The sequence below is a fragment of the Rhodococcus sp. USK13 genome (assembly GCF_018343855.1).
GTDB classification, from domain to species: Bacteria; Actinomycetota; Actinomycetes; order Mycobacteriales; family Mycobacteriaceae; genus Rhodococcus_F; species Rhodococcus_F oxybenzonivorans.
In genome coordinates this window covers 981,338-996,631 of the sequence record NZ_CP069242.1, presented here as the reverse complement: position 1 = coordinate 996,631, position 15,294 = coordinate 981,338, and the positions used below count along the sequence as shown (strand labels likewise).

At 65.0% G+C, this 15,294-nt stretch carries 13 protein-coding genes and 1 pseudogene; 5 read left to right on the top strand and 9 right to left on the bottom strand.

Annotation, left to right across the window (positions count from 1 at the left end; genetic code table 11):
* Positions 1-44: 44 nt before the first annotated feature.
* The 7 genes and pseudogenes from JQT59_RS07390 to rpsF form a co-directional block, all read right to left on the bottom strand.
* Entirely contained in the window at positions 45-1,013 is a 969-nt protein-coding gene (locus JQT59_RS07390; protein ID WP_213575572.1) for an ERCC4 domain-containing protein, read from the bottom strand.
* A gap of 231 nt (positions 1,014-1,244) precedes the next feature.
* A complete protein-coding gene (locus tag JQT59_RS07385) occupies positions 1,245-2,705 on the bottom strand; it encodes a glyceraldehyde-3-phosphate dehydrogenase (protein WP_213575571.1) in 1,461 nt (486 codons plus the stop codon).
* A 276-nt stretch (positions 2,706-2,981) separates the two neighbouring features.
* A pseudogene (gene dnaB, locus JQT59_RS07380) lies at positions 2,982-5,185 on the bottom strand (replicative DNA helicase).
* A gap of 555 nt (positions 5,186-5,740) precedes the next feature.
* A complete protein-coding gene (rplI, locus tag JQT59_RS07375) occupies positions 5,741-6,196 on the bottom strand; it encodes a 50S ribosomal protein L9 (RefSeq protein WP_109334605.1) in 456 nt (151 codons plus the stop codon).
* Between the two features lie 17 nt (positions 6,197-6,213).
* Positions 6,214-6,456: a 30S ribosomal protein S18 gene (rpsR, locus tag JQT59_RS07370; RefSeq protein WP_109334606.1), complete on the bottom strand. Its 243-nt coding sequence runs from the start codon at positions 6,454-6,456 to the stop codon at positions 6,214-6,216.
* Between the two features lie 38 nt (positions 6,457-6,494).
* Entirely contained in the window at positions 6,495-7,016 is a 522-nt protein-coding gene (locus JQT59_RS07365; protein ID WP_109334607.1) for a single-stranded DNA-binding protein, read from the bottom strand.
* A 65-nt stretch (positions 7,017-7,081) separates the two neighbouring features.
* Positions 7,082-7,369, bottom strand: a complete 288-nt coding sequence (gene rpsF / locus JQT59_RS07360; protein WP_005249677.1) for a 30S ribosomal protein S6 — start codon at positions 7,367-7,369, stop codon at positions 7,082-7,084.
* A 181-nt stretch (positions 7,370-7,550) separates the two neighbouring features.
* Between rpsF and JQT59_RS07355 the strand changes: the two genes are divergently transcribed.
* Genes JQT59_RS07355 through JQT59_RS07340 form a run of 4 tightly spaced genes read left to right on the top strand, consistent with a single transcriptional unit; the run spans position 7,551 to position 10,092 of the window.
* Positions 7,551-7,772, top strand: coding sequence for a hypervirulence associated TUDOR domain-containing protein (locus JQT59_RS07355; RefSeq protein ID WP_213575570.1), 222 nt, complete (start codon positions 7,551-7,553; stop codon positions 7,770-7,772).
* On the top strand, positions 7,769-8,104 hold the full coding sequence (locus tag JQT59_RS07350; RefSeq protein ID WP_249354199.1) for a DUF3140 domain-containing protein: 336 nt from the start codon (positions 7,769-7,771) through the stop codon (positions 8,102-8,104). The genes JQT59_RS07355 and JQT59_RS07350 overlap by 4 nt, the downstream gene beginning before the upstream one ends.
* A 48-nt stretch (positions 8,105-8,152) precedes the next feature.
* Positions 8,153-9,511, top strand: a complete 1,359-nt coding sequence (locus JQT59_RS07345; RefSeq protein ID WP_213575569.1) for a glycosyltransferase family 87 protein — start codon at positions 8,153-8,155, stop codon at positions 9,509-9,511.
* Positions 9,508-10,092, top strand: a complete 585-nt coding sequence (locus JQT59_RS07340) for a GNAT family N-acetyltransferase (RefSeq protein WP_213575568.1) — start codon at positions 9,508-9,510, stop codon at positions 10,090-10,092. Before JQT59_RS07345 ends, JQT59_RS07340 begins: the two co-directional genes overlap by 4 nt.
* Positions 10,093-10,103: 11 nt before the next feature.
* Here JQT59_RS07340 and JQT59_RS07335 read toward each other — a convergent pair whose 3' ends face one another.
* On the bottom strand, positions 10,104-11,048 hold the full coding sequence (locus tag JQT59_RS07335) for an alpha/beta hydrolase (protein ID WP_213575567.1): 945 nt from the start codon (positions 11,046-11,048) through the stop codon (positions 10,104-10,106).
* A gap of 44 nt (positions 11,049-11,092) precedes the next feature.
* On the bottom strand, positions 11,093-12,739 hold the full coding sequence (locus tag JQT59_RS07330; protein ID WP_213575566.1) for a flavin-containing monooxygenase: 1,647 nt from the start codon (positions 12,737-12,739) through the stop codon (positions 11,093-11,095).
* A gap of 223 nt (positions 12,740-12,962) precedes the next feature.
* Between JQT59_RS07330 and JQT59_RS07325 the strand changes: the two genes are divergently transcribed.
* The gene (locus tag JQT59_RS07325) at positions 12,963-15,257 is read left to right on the top strand and encodes an ATP-binding protein (RefSeq protein ID WP_213575565.1); all 2,295 of its coding nucleotides are present in this window, start codon (positions 12,963-12,965) and stop codon (positions 15,255-15,257) included.
* Positions 15,258-15,294 lie beyond the last annotated feature (37 nt).

Below are 15,294 nucleotides of genomic sequence, written 5' to 3'. Positions count from 1 at the left end.
CCCGAACAGTGACACGTTTCCGCCTACCGCGCCGAGGGTTCGCGTCACGGTTCGGGGTGGGCGGCGGTGTAGGCGTCCCAGACCTCGGGGCGTAATCGGCCGCGGTCGGGCACGGGGAAGCCGTGGTCGCGGGCCCACGCGCGGACCTCGGAGGTGGACGGCGCGGGCGCCTCGGTGGGTGTGTCGTTGGCCGCCGGTGCGCCCGAGGCGGGTGGTGCGGCGACGACATCGGCCCAGATGTAGGCGGCTGCAAGGTACCGATAGGTCCATTGTTCGGCGAGGGCGCGGGTTTCGCAGAAGACGAGCGGCACGTTCGGCCATCGAATCTGGAGTTCGGCGAGCCCGTCCGCGACGATGGCGGGCCGGACCCGGTCGAGGGCGTATATCGCCGAGTAGCGGTCCTCCACCACGACGGCGGCGCGGGGTAGCGCAGCAAGTTCGGCGAGGGCATAGCGCAGTTTTCCGCTGGTAAGGCTCGATACCAGGTCGGGGAGTGATTTGCGTTCGACCGAGGCGATCAAGGTGTCCTCGCGCAGCAGTCCGTAATCTCCACACGGTAGGGCGCGTTTGACGGTAGTGACCTGCTGGTCGGCGAACCGATACGGGTATCGCTCGTGCGAGTCGACGACGATGTGCAGGTCGGCGATCCCGGCGGCGCGGGCGGTGGGGGTGCTGACCTTTGGTCTGGCTTGTTTACGGGTGCGCGGGGACTGCCAGAACACCATGTCGCGGCCGCGGGCGGTGGTGAAGACGATCTGGGAGCGGTTCTCCCTTCCGCGGTCGAGGATGAGGTCGATGGCGGCGCCGCGCCGGGCGCACGACCGCAGTCGTGCGCGTTCGACGACCTCGGGGTGTTCGGGCCACTCGCTGACCGGAACGGGATGGCAGTAAAGCGCTTTCGTGCGGGGCCACGTTCCTGCGGTGCGCAGCACGAGTCCGCCGTCGATGGGCAGCCGGAGCAGGTAGGGCAGCTTGGAATCCGGGTCCGGATTGGCAGCAATGAGCAACTCCACTTTCTCAGGGTCTCACTGATCCGCGTTTCGTCGGCGAAGGCGGCGCCGGTTTCGTGTCCGGATGAGGCTGGTACTCGGCTCGAGGCCGGCCTCGCGGACGGGCATGAGATCGGTCGCGGCGGAACCATACGAACGACGAGCTTTCGGCGGCGAGGCCCACCGAATACGCGACGACGCCCGGGGAGAGCAGCCACTGCTCGGCCCGGGCGCCGCGAACGAACGGTGCTGCGGTCAGACCACCGACACCGCATCGGCGGCGTCCACCGCGGGGTAGATCGGGTACTCCACACCGGACAGGTACTGGACAGTGCGCACCACCTGGCACGAGTATCCGAACTCGTTGTCGTACCAGACGTAGAGGATGGCGGTGTCGCCGTCGACGATCGTCGCGTTCGCGTCGACGATGCACGCGGCGCGCGAACCGATGAAGTCACTGGACACGGCATCGGTTGCAGCGGTGTAGTCGAGGTTCCGGCTCAGCGCTCCGGTGAGCGACTCCTGGCTGAGATGCCCGAGCACCTCCTCCCTGGTGGTCTCACGGTCCAGCTGAAGGTGGAGGATGGCGACGGACACGTCCGGAGTGGGAACGCGGATCGAGTTGCCAGTGATCTTGGCCTTCAGCTCGGGGAGCGCCTTGGCGACCGCCGACGCGGCTCCGGTCTCGGTGAGCACGAGGTTGAACGGCGCCGAACGACCACGACGGTCGGCCTTGTGGTAGTTGTCCAGGAGGTTCTGGTCGTTGGTGAACGAGTGCACGGTCTCGACGTGCCCGCGGGACACACCGAATTCGTCGTCCATGGTCTTCAGCGGCGGGACGATGGCATTGGTGGTGCAGGACGCGCACGACACGATCTGCTCGTTCGGGTCGAGGTCACGGTGGTTGACGCCGTGCACGATATTCGGGACGTCTCCCTTGCCGGGAGCGGTGAGCACCACCTTCGCGACACCGGGGCGGAGGTGCTTCGACAGTCCGTCGCGGTCGCGCCAGATTCCGGTGTTGTCGATCAGGATGGCGTTGTCGATGCCATGCTCGGTGTAGTCGAGGCTCTCCGGGTCGTTGCTGTAAATGAACTTGATGACGTTGCCGTTGGCGATCAGTGTGTTGTTGTCGGTGTCGACCTTGATCGTGCCGTTGAACTGCCCGTGGACGGAGTCACGGCGCAGCAACGATGCGCGCTTGATCAGATCGTCGCTGCCACCCTTGCGGACGACTACGGCACGCAGGTTCAGCCCGTTGCCCGAACCGGCCTTCTCGATGAGCAGTCGAGCGACGAGGCGACCGATACGCCCGAATCCGTACAGGACCACGTCCTGCGGCTGCGCGGGACTCGTGTGGGCGCCGCCGACCAGGTCGGCGAGGCTCCGTGCAACGAACTCAGGGACCGTTGCTCCGTCGCTGTTGGCACGATAGGCCATCACCAGCAGTCCGAGGTCGACCTTCGAGGGCCGAAGATCGAGGTGAGTCAGCGCTTCGAGGAAGGGGAACGTCTCCTCGACGGACAGTTCGTCACCGCTGATCTGCCGAGCGAAACGATGGGTCCGCAGGATGCTGATGACCGACTTGTTCACCAGGGAGCGGCTGTGAAGCAGGATCGTCACCGAGCGTCTGCGGTGCAGGCCGCCGATGATCGGGATCATCGCCTCCGCGAGAGCTTCCTCGGAGTTCCACTGGGCCAATTCCACTGTGCTCACTGCGCTTGTCTGCCTTCCCGGCTCATCTGTCCTTGGATCGGATGCCGGCGAGCGCACACCCTTCCACCAGCAGTGACCTGGATCACCGGAGCCGGTTTCGTGACTCGCGGACACCGGCGCGCCCGACGCCTCATCATAAGGAAGCGCTTCTTTGGGCCGACAAGCCGGTCGCCGAAGCGTCCGCTGGGACGAGCATCCGGCCAGGCAACAGGCCGAGTGTGGGAGGAGAGAGGGGCGGCGGCAGCAAGCAGGCAAGCCGCTGGAACTATCGCAAAACTACCCCCGCGCCATGTCCACGAACTTGGAGAGGTGGAGCTGGTGCGCCACGGTGATGGTGGCGGTGGGGCCGTTACGGTGTTTGCCGAGGATCAGGTCGGCTTCTCCGCCGCGTGGGTCGTCGCGTTCGGTGGCGTCGGGGCGGTAGAGCAGGATCACCATGTCGGCGTCCTGCTCGAGGGAGCCGGATTCACGAAGGTCGGCCACCTGAGGACGCTTGTCCTGGCGCTGTTCGGGGCCACGGTTGAGCTGGCAGATCGCGACCACCGGAACCTCGAGTTCCTTCGCCAGAAGCTTCAGGCTACGGGAGAATTCGGAGACCTCCTGCTGACGGGATTCGACCTTCTTGCCAGAGCTCATCAGCTGCAGGTAGTCGATGACGATGAGCTTGATGTCGTGTTTCTGCTTGAGCCGCCGGGCTTTTGCGCGGATCTCCATCATGGTGAGGTTGGGCGAGTCGTCGATGAAAAGCGGCGCCTCACTGATTTCGCTCATGCGCCGGGCGAGCTTCGTCCAGTCGTCGTCCGTCATCTTGCCGGAACGCATGTCACCGAGCTTGATCTTCGCCTCCGCCGACAGCAGACGCATGACGATCTCGGTCTTGCTCATCTCGAGCGAGAACATGACGCTGGCCATGCCGTGCTTGACCGAGCACGAACGCAGGAAGTCCATGCCCAGCGTGGAGTTGTGCGTGGGAATCATCGAGCGACCGGCGAGGTACAGATGATCGGCGTTGTCTACCTCGACGCAGCGTACGGGAACGCTGTCGACCTTGCGCATATCGACGATGCGCCGTGATCGGCGCACATCACCACGGAGTTGCTTGTGGCGGAGGGCCTTCCGGTGCATCTGGAACACGTCATCGTCAGCGTAGAAGGCGACGCCACTTTCCGCGCGGTGGCAGTCGTATCCCAGACCGACGACGAGTTCGGCGACATCGTCCGACAGCGATGGGTCGCGGGTCTCGAGACGAATTTCACCGTCTGCCGCGACGGACGCGGCGGCGTCGAGCATCCCGGCCAGCAATTCGCGGCGTTCGGATTCGGAGCCGCGGAGCAGTTTCGCCGGAATCCTCTTGTTCTCGGCCTGAACGACGAGATCGGCCACACCGACGCGCAGTTCGGGATCAACGGTGGCACCGACCGTCAGCGAGGCCGCCAATGCGTACGGGTCGACAGGCACATTCGACGAAGCGAACTGCAACGCGCGGGTATTTGCCACCTGATGACGGGCGCCGATCGAGCCGGCGATCTCACCGGTGGTCCGGACAGCGCCCTGCCCGTCGATGTCCGTCAGCCACTGATGCTGCTCGTCGGCGACGAGGACGGTTCCGTCGGAGAACTCCACCTCGTAACAGGGGCGGTCGTTCATGACCTCGGTGGCGGCGACGACCCGGGTGGGCTTGCCGTCGGCGTCGATGAGGTGATCGCCCACTCGGACGTCGCCCATGGTGGTCCAGCCGGTGGGGGTGGGCAGGGGGTGTCTAGCGCCAGCGCCTTACCCACACCGGGCCGCGCTGCGACGATGATCATCTGCCCGGGGTGGAGGCCGTTGGTGATTTCGTCGAGTTCGACGAAGCCGGTGGGCACGCCCAGGGAGATGCCGCCGCGGCTGGCGATGGAGTCGATCTCGTCCATCGTGGGCTGCAGGAGTTCCTCGAGGGGGACGAAGTCCTCGGTGGTGCGGCGTTCGGTGACCTCGAAGATCTCGGCCTGTGCGCGGTCGACGACCTCGGCGACGTCCTGCCCGTCGGCGCCTGTGTAGCCGTACTGGACGATGCGGGTGCCGGCGTCGACGAGGCGACGCAGGATGGCTTTCTCGGCGACGATCTCGGCGTAGTAACCGGCGTTAGCAGCCGTGGGCACGGTCTGGGTCAATGTCACCAGGTAGGAAGCACCACCCACCCGGCGCAGCTCACCACGACGGTCCAGTTCCGCCGACACCGTCACGGGGTCGGCGGGCTCACCGCGGCTGTAGAGGTCGAGGATCGCGTCGTACACGGACTGATGCGCGGGACGGTAGAAGTCTCCCGGACGAAGCACCTCGAGCACGTCGGCGATGGCGTCCTTGCTGAGTAGCATGCCGCCGAGGACCGACTGCTCCGCCGCCATGTCCTGAGGTGGCTGGCGACCGAACTCTTCACCGGGTTCCGCGTCGGGCGGCCCCGGGTATTCGGAACGGCCCCGATCGTCTACTACAGCCACTCGACCGACCTTCCCCATCACTGTTGCGCCGCTCGGAAACTGCAGTCCCCGTGGTGCACGAACCTTTTGTACTCGGCCCTACCGACAACCTTCGCAGGCTCTTCGCGAGAGCCGGCTCCGGAATCGTGAGACACGCCGGGACGACGTTAGGGATTAGCCAAGCCGTGTACAAACCAGCCTGTGTACACAGCTGGGGACAAAATGTGGAAACCGCTGGGTACGTTTGTTAACCCCATGGGGATAACCTGAGGATAAGTGCACATCATATTCTCATCTCCGCAGATCAGCGCCGTTTTCCACGCTTTCCCCGCTGTGGATGAAAACCCGTTCGGCGTGTCTCTCACGTCGACGACTCGGGCGTGTTGGGTTCGTCTCCACTGCGCACGCGTATGATCCAGGTCACTCGACGCAGAATGCGCGGCTAACTTTCAGACACATCCCTGGAATGCATGGTCCCGCGCAGTTCACGACCCGAAATGTCCGAGAAATCCGCATGGACAGACGCGGGCCCCCACACGCCGAAGCGCGTGGGGGCCCGTGCAGCGAACGAGTCGACTAGGCGGCGACGACGTTCAGGTGGAACTTGGCAACCACGTCGGGGTGCAGGTTCACGACGATGGCATGCTTGCCGGTCGCCTTGATGTGAGCCTTCGGCAGCTCGAGGCTGCGCTTGTCGACGACGGGTCCGCCCGCGGCCTTGATGGCACCGGCGACATCAGCCGCGGTGACGGAGCCGAACAGCTTGCCCGAATCACCGGCGGTCTTGACCGTCAGCGACACGTTCTCGAGACCTTCGATGGCAGCCTTGAGCTCCTTGGCATGGTCGAGACCACGCACAGCGCGAGCTTCCTGAGCACGACGGATGCCCTCGACCTGCTTCTCGGCGCCACGGCTGGCAACGATGGCCAGGCCGCGGGGCAGCAGGTAGTTACGGCCGTAGCCGTCCTTGACCTCGACGGTGTCGCCAGGCGCACCGAGGTTGTCCACGTCAGCGGTGAGGATGAGCTTCATGTCTTCCCTCCCTTTCCTTAGCGAGCCACGGTGGCGTAAGGCAGCAACGCCACCTCACGTGAGTTCTTGACGGCAATGGCAACGTCGCGCTGGTGCTGGACGCAGTTGCCGGTGACACGGCGCGCGCGGATCTTGCCGCGGTCGCTGACGTACTTACGCAGAAGCGTCGTGTCCTTGTAGTTGATCTGCGTGTTCTTTTCTTTGCAGAAAGCGCAGACCTTCTTTTTCATTACCTTGTCGCGCAAGGGCGGCTTCGGCATTTGTTCGCTCTTTTCTGGATGTTCCGATCAGGTACGGATCAGAACGGGGGCTCGTCGCTCCCACCACCAGAGCCTCCGAAGGAGCCGGACGCCTGCGGCGCACTACCCCACGGATCGTCTCCGCCAGTGTTGGATTGCGGACGTCCGCCGCCTGAACCGCCGGAGGAACCGAAGCCACCACCGCCGCCGCCGCCACGGTTGGCCTTGTTGACTTTGGCCGTGGCGTACTTCAGCGAGGGGCCGATCTCGTCGACCTCGAGCTCGACGACAGTGCGCTTTTCACCTTCACGAGTTTCGTAGGAGCGCTGCTTGAGCCGGCCACTCACGATCACTCGTGAGCCGCGGGTCAAGCTCTCCGCCACGTTCTCGGCTGCTTCGCGCCAGATGTTGCAACGCAGAAACAGCGCTTCGCCGTCTTTCCATTCATTGGTCTGACGATCGAAGGTGCGGGGCGTGGACGCAACGGTGAAGTTCGCGACCGCGGCACCCGCGGGGGTGAATCGAAGCTCCGGATCAGCCGTCAAGTTTCCGATGACGGTGATGACGGTGTCGCCTGCCATATGGTTCCTCCTGCAGAATGTGGAGTTCGGTTGGTCACGAGCCTAGGGCTGGTGGCCGACAGAAATCACTTGTTGTGGCGCAGAACCTTCGTACGCAGCACCGACTCGTTCAGACCCAGCTGACGGTCGAGCTCCGCAACGGTGGCGGGAGTAGCGCTGATGTCGATCACCGCGTAGATGCCTTCGCTGTGCTTCAGGATCTCGTAGGCGAGACGACGCTTACCCCAGACATCGACCTTGTCGATTTTGCCGCCGTCCTGGCGAACAACATTGAGGAACGTATCCAGCGAAGGAGCGACAGTGCGCTCGTCCAGGCTGGGGTCAAGGATGACCATCAATTCGTAATGACGCATAAGACCTCATCACCTCCTATGGACTAGTGAAACGGCCACGGGCTGTCCGTGGCAGGAGGGTCGTTGCGTCAGCAACCTTTGCAGGCTACATGACGAGCCCCTGACCAGCGAAATCAGAGCGCGGGTGTGGCAGCAGTCGCGACGGGGTATCAGGCGGGAACGTCGACAACGGGAGGCACGCATGACATCGGACAAGAAGTTCGACAAGGGCGACGAGGTCGAGTGGAAGACGCACGGCACCACCACGTCCGGCAGGGTCGAGGAGAAGATCACGGACGATACCGAAGCCGCCGGACGGACGGTGCGCGCCTCCGAGGACGACCCGCAGTACCGGGTGCGCAGCGACAAGAGCGGGAAGGACGCCGTCCACAAGCCGGATGCGCTCGACCGGAAGGACGTATGACGATGGCGGACGACGAGGAAACGTGGAAGGAATTCCGCGACGCCGTCAATATGACCCCGGGTGAACTCGAGAAGTGGCTCGAGAGGGAGGAGTCGAAATCCGTCGGCCAGAAATCGGGCGGCGGGGAGTCGACCGGGCACGCCAGCGGCCGGCGGATCGTCGAGGTGACCCGGACGAAGAAGTCCGACCTCGACGAGGACGACTACGAGCACATGCGCAGGGTCGTCGGATACGTGCACCGGCACCTCGCGCAGAGACCGTCCGGTGACATCCGGGACACGCACTGGCGCTACTCGCTGATGAACTGGGGTCACGATCCGCTGAAGGAGTGACCCGGTTTGTCGTCGCACAGGGGGCCCGGCGCGCCCTAGTGTGGATTCATGCACATCGGAGCTCGGCAGCGAACGTCGATCACGGCGGTCGTCGTAGGGTTGTGCGGCCTGTCCATGCTCGCCGGATACCTGAACAAAGCCCGGTGCACGGGGGCGCCGTTCGACGTCGCGGGCCGTAGCCTGATCTTCGACCGGATCAAGGACACCCAGGTCTGCTACTCCGACATCCAGTTCCTGTGGGTCGGGCGCGCCATCAACCTGCACGTCTTTCCGTATGTCAGCGGGGGCATCAATGCCGACGGCATGCTGACCGGCGGCACCGTGGAGTATCCGGTCCTCAGTGGGATCCTCATGTGGCTGGGCGGGATCGGTTCGCACACCGACGCCGATTTCCTTCTGCATTCGGCGCTGATCCTCGCACCGTTCGGTCTGCTCACCGCCTGGATGCTGGGTCGTCTCGGTGGTTGGTGGGCACTGCTGTGGTCGGCCACCCCGCCGCTCACGCTCTACGCATTCCACAACTGGGAACTTCCGGTTGTGGCCACGTCGGTGGCCGCCATCTTCGTGATGAGCATCGAGCGTTTCCCCCTCCGCTCCCGCGGGGTGGTCGCCGCGGTCCTCCTTGCCGTCGGGTTCTGCCTGAAGCTGTACCCCGGCGCGTTCGTCCTTCCCCTCATTGCGTATGTCCTCACCCAGAACCGCACGGCAGACCGCCGGTACGACGTCCGGGGCGCCGTCACGGTCGCGGCCGCGGCGATCGGCACGGTGGTCGCCGTCAATCTGCCGTTCGCGCTCATCTCCTACAGCGGCTGGCGGGCGTCGTTCACCTTCCAGGAGAACCGTCAGGCCGACATGACCACCAACTCCATCTGGTACTGGGGTCTGCGGCCACACTTCGGCACGATCGGCCTCGACACCCCGGTGCCTGCCTACGACCAGACCGTCGGCCTCCTGTCGCCGCTTCTCGTCTGCGCTGCCTTCGCGCTCGCCCTGCGTCTGGGCTGGCTGCGGTTCCTGCGGAACGGCACCTTCCCGTGGATCGCGGTCAGCGCCGCCATGCTGTGTGGATTCCTGTTGCTGCACAAGGTGCATTCCCCGCAGTACACACTGTGGCTCATCCCGTTCTTCGTGCTGCTGCGGGTGCCGTGGGGACTGGTGGCGGCCTATCTGGTGGCCGACCTGGCGATGGGTATCGGCGTCTTCAAGTACTTCGGTGCGCTCGCCGCGGGCGAGGACCCGCACACCTTCGAGTGGCTGGTGCAATTCGGCGTGTGGGGACGGGCCGGGTTACTGGTGGTGCTGTTCTTCGTGTTCCTCCGGGCACCCCTCCGACGGGCCTCGCCGGCCACTCACCCGGATGACGACGCCGAACTCGCCCTCACCAAGTCACCGGAGCCCGCCAGATGAGCGAGTCCTGGTTTGCCCGGCCCACCCTGACCGGAACCCACGTCCGCCTCGAGCCGCTCTGCGACGACCACATCGACGCGCTGGTCGCGGCCGTCGACGACCCGCGCATCTTCCACTGGACCTCGGTGGACATCTCCGACCGGAAGGATGCAGCGACATTCGTCCGAACCGCGAACGAAGACCCGACGCGACTCGCCTACGCACAGATCGACCTGGCCACCGACATCCTCGTCGGGTCCACCTCCTACTACCTGATCGATCCGCGGAACCGTTGTCTCGCGATCGGGCACACCTGGCTGTCGCGATCCGCGCAGGGAACGCTGATCAACGCGGACTCGAAGCTGCTCTTGCTTCGCCGCGCCTTCGAGGACCTCGGCGCGGTGCGCGTGGAATGGCACACCGACGAGCGCAACGCCCACTCCCGCGGTGCCATCGCGAAGTTGGGCGCCGAGTTCGAAGGCATACTGCGTAAACATCGACGACGGCGTGACGGTTCCTGGCGCAACACGGCACTGTTCTCCATGACCGACGACGACTGGCCACGCGTGTGCCCCCGACTCCAGGCGAGAGTCGAGGGCTGACGCTGCGGTGATCACACCACGGGCGCGGCGGACGAGATCTTCTTGACGAATTCGATTACTGCCGACCGCATTTCGCTACTACGCGGAACAGCACCGGACATCCAGAAGGCCCCGTGGACAAGTCCGTCGAACCGGATGACCTCGGTGTCGACGCCCGCGTTCCGCAGGAGACCGGCGTATTCTTCGGCCTCGTCACGGGCCACCTCGTTCTCAGTGGTGAGCACGAGCGCCGGCGGCAGCCCAGACAGACTGGCGGCACGACTGGGCACGGCGTACGGATTGCCGGCATCGTCCGGCGACGACAGGTAGTGACTCCAGAACCAGTCGAGGTCACCGGCGGAAATGACGTAGCCCTCGGCAAACTCCTCACGTGAGGGCAGTGTCGCGTGCGGATCGATCACGGGGTAGACCAGAACCTGGCCCCGCACACGGGGGCCGTCTTCGTCACGGGCACGCAGCGCGGTGACTGCGGCCAGGTTCCCGCCCGCGCTGTCACCCATCACGATGACGTTGCCGGGGTCCCCGCCGTAGCCTTCCACATTGTCGGACACCCAGCGCAGTGCCGCAGATGCGTCGTCGGCAGCGGCGGGGAAGCGATGCTCCGGTGCGCGGCGGTAGGTGGCGGCCACCACGATCGCACCGGTGCCGTTCGCGACGGCGCGCGCCGGTTCGTCGATGACATCGAGGTCACCGGCGACGAACCCACCGCCGTGGAAGTAGAGAACGACGGGGTGTGGCGACGGCCCGGTGGGGACGTAAACCCGCAGCGGCAGGGTTGTTCCGGCGCTGTCGTAGTGCGCGTCTTCGACGCGGTCGACCGGTTCGGGTGGCGCCTGCAGTCCCGTGAAAGTCGACACGACTGCGCGGGCCTCCTCCACGGACATCTCCGCAAATGGCTTCATACCTTGTGCTCGTAGTCCGGCGATCAGTTCTGCTGCGTTGGCGTCGAGTGCCATGCGACTCTCCTCGGTGTGATGGTGTTCGGGATCGGTGGTTCGGTTCAGGACACGGTGACGGGTGAATCGGTGCGGGTGAGAGTGAAACCCGCATAGCCGTCGGCGACGACCTCCGCGCAGGTGGCGCGATAAGCAGGAGCTCCGCCGAGGTAGACCATGCACGCCCTCGGCTTACCGGGAATATTCGCACCCATGTACCACGAGTTCGTCTCCGGCAGCAGGGTCTGATTGGCGATGTCATTAGTCAGTGCGCCCCAGGAATTTTCAGCTTCTCTGGTGGGCTCGATGACATCGAGCCCACGCTGGTTCAGGTAATCGATCGCATCGGTAGCGAAGTCGACGTGGTCCTCGATGGCGAGCGGCATGTTGTAGAGCACCGACGGCGACTGCGGGCCGGTGATGAGGAACAGGTTCGGGAACTCGTGGACCATGATGCCGAGATAGGTCGTGGGGCCGTGCTCCCACTTCTGGGCCAACGGCAGGCCACCCCGACCGCGGATGTCCATGGCCATGAGGGGACCGGTCATCGCGTCGAATCCGGTCGCCAGAACGATCGTGTCCACTTCGTAAACGCGGTCACCGACCCGCACACCGGTAGCGGTGATCTCGTCGATCGGCGTGGTCTTCACGTCGACGATGTTCACGGTGTCGCGGTTGAACGCCTCGTAGTAGTTGGTTTCCAGGGGAGGGCGTTTGGTGCCATACGAGTATCCGGTCGGTGCCAGCTTGGCGGCCTTCTCTGGGTCCTGGACGCGCTCGCGGATCCGGTCGCGAATGTAGTCGGCGATCGTGTCATTGGCCTTCTTGTCGAACAGGATGTCCTGATAGGAGTCGATGAACAGCCGGAAACCGCCGGCGTTCCAGCGCGCGTCGAATGTGCGGCGCCGTTCTTCCGCGTCGACGGCGAGCGCCGACGGCTGGACCTGATCGAAGGGCACGCCGAGGAAGTGGTTGCGGGCCGCGTTCCGCACCTTGCCGTAGTTGCGTTTGATCTCGGCGACTTCGTCCGAGTCGCTCGGGCCGTTGCCGAGAGGTGTCGCGAAGTTGGGTGTGCGCTGGAAGACCGTCAGTTCGGCTGCCTCCTGGGCAATGAACGGGATCGCCTGGATGCCACTGGCTCCGGTACCGATCACCGCGACCCGCTTGCCGGTGAAGTCGGCGCCCTCGTGCGGCCAGTTACCGGTCATCAGCACCTCCCCGCGGAAGCTGTCGATGCCGCCGAACTCCGGTGTCTTCGGCACGGACAGGTTGCCGGCCCCGGAAATGAAGTAGCGGCTCCGCACTATCTCGCCGGTGTCGGTGTGCACGGTCCACAGCGAGTTCTCGTCGTCCCAGTGGACGCCGACCACCCGCGTGCCGAAGGTGATGTCCTTGCGTAGATCGAAGCGGTCCGCGACATGCTCGAGGTAGCGGAGAATCTCCGGCTGGCCGGCGAATTTCTCACTCCACTGCCACTCCTGCTGGAGGTCCTCGTCGAACGAGTAGGAGTAGTGGATGCTCTCGATGTCGCAGCGCGCACCCGGGTACCGATTCCAGAACCAGGTGCCGCCGACGTCGGAGCCGGCCTCGAAAACGCGGGTCGACAGTTGCATCGTGTCACGCAGCTTGTGGAGCGCGTAGAGGCCGGCGAACCCGGCGCCCACGACAATGACATCGACATCGACATCGGGAGAAGAATAGGGCTGTGACATGGTGATGATCTCCTCGTAGAACGTGCGGTCCCGGCGGAATCAGAGCGGGCAACCGGGTATGCAACGACAATGGCCCACGTCACATCACCCCCACACGGGGTAAAACACCCCCCTCGTTACCTGTGTTGGCCGTCACATCACCGCGGGGGTAGGTTCGTCCCACACCTGGTCACTCGGGGATGGGAGGCATCCACTGACTCGCAGCAGAGAACTGAAGAGATCGATGACCAGCTTCATCGGTCGACGACGCGAGATCGAGGAAGCCCGCGCACGCTTGCAGCAATCTCGGCTCGTATCGCTCCTGGGTGTCGGCGGCGTCGGTAAGACACGGTTGGCCGAGGAGCTTGCCGTGCGCTCCGCCCGCGCCTTCCGCGACTCCGTCCGGTGGATCGATCTCGCTTCGGTGCGGCAGCCCGAGGCCGTGCCGTCCGCCGCGGCCGTCGCCCTCGGAGTGACCGACCAGTCGAGCCGAGCGGTGATGGACAAGGTGATCGATCACGTGCAGTCGCGGCACATGCTGATCGTTCTCGACAACTGCGAACACCTACTGGCCGCTGCAGCCGAATTGGTGAGCGCAGTCCTCGCGGCGGCGCCGGAGGTACGAATCGTCACGACGAGCCGCGAACCCCTCTCCATCGCCGGTGAGTACGTCTATATGCTTCCGCCCCTGAGCACCCCAGGGGAGATCGAAGACTGCCGGGCCGCCGACATCGCGCACTTCGAGTCGGTGTCGCTGCTCGTGGAACGCGCGCAAAGCGTGGTCGCCGACTTCCAACTCACCGACACCAATGCCCGTGCCGTTGCCCAGCTGTGCAACCGGCTCGACGGCATCCCGCTCGCGATCGAACTCGCCGCGGCGCGGTTGCGGTCGCTGTCGCCGTCCCAGCTCGTCGAACGCCTCGACAAAAGGTTCGCACTCCTCACCGGCGGCGACCGGGGGGCGATGCCCCGGCAGCAAACGCTGCGCGCCCTCATCGACTGGAGTTTCGAACTCTGTTCCGACACCGAGCGGTTGCTGTGGGCGCGGCTCTCCGTCTTCTCGGGTAGCTTCGATCTCGATGCCGCGGAGGCAATCTGCGGATTCGGGGATCTGTCGGACACCCCGGTCATCGACGTCCTCGACCGGCTCATCGGCAAATGCCTTGTCACCGTCGACCGTACGACCGAACAGCTGCGCTACTCGCAGTTGATGACCGTGCGTGAATATGGTCATGAACTTCTCGAAAAGAGTGGCGACAGCGAGGAATTATGTCACCGCCATCTCGAGCACTACTCGACGCGAGCCGACCGCTCGTCGAACGACTGGTGCGGGCCAGGACAATCCGAGATTCTCGCCGGACTCCGCATCGATCACCCCAATTTCGTCGCGGCACTCGACTGGTCGCTTCGTGACGCTTCGCAGCGGGCCGCCGCGGCGCGGCTGGCCGTCGCGCTGCGCTACCACTGGATCGCGGGCGGCTACCTGTCGGACGGCCGGATCCGACTCGAACGGATCCTCCAGCACCTCACCGCGCCCACCCGCGAGCGGGGGGATGTGCTCTGGGTGACCGCCTGGACCGCCCTCATCCAGGGTGATCATGACGCTGCCCTCGCACACCTCGACGAGTGCACTGATCTCGCGACCGCACTCGGCGATGATCGGCTGCGGGCACACGCCGACCACTGGCGCGGCATTCATGCCGTGTTCTCCGGCAAACCCGCAGATGCCATTCGCCTGTTCCATGACGCCATCGCCGTTCACCGCTCGGTGGGCGATCTCGCGTCCGTGCTGACCGCATCGTTCGAACAGGGTATGGCTCAAACCTACGACGGTCAGCTCGACAGTGCCCTCCGGACGTGCAGTGAAGTGATCGCGGTATCGGACGCACACGGTGAGAAGTGGAACAAGGCCTACGCCCTGTGGGTGTCGAGCGTCGCGTACTTCCACCTCGGCCGCCACGACGATGCCGTCGAGGCGGCCGAGCAGGCATTGCGCATTCAGCACGACTTCAAGGACAAGATTTGCACGGCCCTGTCCATTGAGCTGCTGTCGTGGGTGGCGGCGTCCAGCGGGGATGCCGGCGCAGCAGCCAAACTCAGCGGTGCGGCAAAGGGGGTGTGGCGCCGGCTCGGCACGTCCGTCGTGGCGTTCGGTCCGCACATCACCGAGGACTCTGTGACGTCGGAGCGCAAGGCCGCTCGCACAATCGGAGCGGACGAGTTCGCCCGGCTCGCGGCACGCGCGGTCGGGCTGACCATCGATCAGGCCGTCGATCTGGCCCTCGGGCCCCGGCCGGACGCGGCGCCGACGCCACCCGCGGAAGCCTCACCGCTGACCCGTCGTGAGCAGCAGATCGCCGAACTCCTCGCCGAGGGACTCAGCAATCGTCAGATAGCCGACGCACTGGTGATCTCACGGCGTACCGTCGACGGCCACGTCGAACACATCCTCGACAAGCTTGCCGTCAGCTCGCGCACCCAGGTCGCGGCCTGGGTCGCGGCCCGTGCATACCCACGCATCGGGCAGGCCGGCGGATAGCCGGAACGTAACCACCAGCTGCTCGAAAGGTGGTGTA